The 1536-nt window shown below is 37.8% G+C and carries 2 protein-coding genes and 1 pseudogene; 1 reads left to right on the forward strand and 2 read right to left on the reverse strand.

The annotated features are described in order from the left end of the window. Window positions 1-202: 202 nt before the first annotated feature. Both ACIG3F_RS15940 and ACIG3F_RS15945 read right to left on the reverse strand, forming a co-directional pair. Window positions 203-560 (reverse strand): annotated as a pseudogene (locus ACIG3F_RS15940) (transposase); the annotation flags it as partial. Continuing rightward, window positions 518-739 carry an IS66 family transposase zinc-finger binding domain-containing protein gene (locus ACIG3F_RS15945; RefSeq protein WP_180186167.1) on the reverse strand — a complete coding sequence of 74 codons (222 nt, stop codon included), beginning with the start codon at window positions 737-739 and terminating at the stop codon, window positions 518-520. The gene ACIG3F_RS15945 and the pseudogene ACIG3F_RS15940, both read right to left, overlap by 43 nt. Before the next feature lie 585 nt (window positions 740-1324). On the opposite strand from ACIG3F_RS15945, the gene ACIG3F_RS15950 reads away from it, so the two are divergent. Next, window positions 1325-1536 (forward strand): transposase (locus tag ACIG3F_RS15950; RefSeq protein WP_031950917.1); only part of this gene is annotated, 212 nt, incomplete at its 3' end.

Raw genomic sequence — 1536 nt, forward strand, 5'->3', positions numbered from 1 at the left:
AAATGTTTTCACCATACCGATTATCTAGCCCTTGTCCGGCTATGGCTGCCAGAAGGGTACGCCTCTCACGATTGATACCCCGCACCTTGCGGTGCCTCGTTACATTGTCGAAGGCGCTCTTTATTCAGCCTTCTAGATTCACCCGGTGACACGGGTGGTTCCCGCAGGGGGAACAACTTCATTAAGCGACTTCGTGTCGCACTTCCACCCAGTTATTACCAATCGGCAGATTGCCATCTTCCAGATACGGCTTCCCGCTCTTTAAGCTGTAATTGATCGCCTTAGCTGTTGGAGAGTTTGGTGGACTTTTACCTGATGTTCTTTCAACCAATCATACCGCTACTGCATGATTGGTTGACTGTCCTATTTCCTTCATTGTCGTCGATTTTCGGCGCTACAATTGCTATTTCTCTTAATTTTGCTTCTATCGCATACAGTTGCTGAATCAGCTGCAGAGCTCCTGTTCTGCGATAAAGCTTTTTCCTGTCACATGCAGTTTATGGAATTTACGTCGCACTTACGTGCGCCATGTAGCTAACTTCAATGATCTGACCTGAGCGGGCATTGGTTCCTCACAGACCGATTTACCACGTACATGCCGTTCCTTATAAAACTGTGCAGGTCTGAAATTCAATTTCTTGCTGATATCTTCACCGATACGATGCAGTTTACAGTCACAATTGAATTTACCTAAATCATTAGTGTGCCAAAAGTTAAATTTAATTGAGACTTTAGTGATACATAAGTGAAACTTTTATGTGCTAAAACTTTGTCATCATTGATACAAAAGTGTGCCAAAGTAATCTTTAAAAGTTTATATCAACCTCCCCAACTTTAAATAAATAAAATCTAAAATAATAAATCTAATACAAAATAACCTCCCACCAAACCATATTTAATTAAAAATTATTTTTATAATATTAAAGATTAATATATATCTGATAAAATTTTAGGCTTAAATATATTTTCAAAATAAAAATCATGCTTTCTCTTAGGATTTATGACGTAACACCGCTTATTTTTCATACACATTATGACGTAACAGTGATCAAGTTTTAACCTCATTATGACGTAACACTGATCATATTTTGTACTCATTATGACGTAACAAAAATTATTCATGAAAATATTTCGGTGAGTAACAGTAGTCTTGTATATAATTTAACCACAATGATTTTCTAAGATTTTTTCTATTCCTAAAACGATGAAAGCTAAATTTAATCACTATTAAGTATGTTGAACCGTAAGCGTCCGCTGAACCCCACTTTTTCTAACTCATTAATACCGCGATAGTGTCCACTTAAATTTAAGTGGACACCTATTTATGGATTTAAAGACAGTTATAGACAGTGCACCAACGCTAAAAAAGCCCCGTCGAACCTTCACAGCTGAATTTAAACATCAACTTATTCAGCAATGCCAGCAGCCAGATACATCAGTGGCCAAGGTAGCAATGCAACATCAGATCAATGCCAATCTGCTACATAAATGGATTCGTCAGTCCAGATCAATGCCCCCTGCATTAAAAACCCCATC

It is taken from the genome of Acinetobacter sp. NPDC052428, assembly GCF_044547685.1.
GTDB lineage: Bacteria > Pseudomonadota > Gammaproteobacteria > Pseudomonadales > Moraxellaceae > Acinetobacter > Acinetobacter lwoffii_G.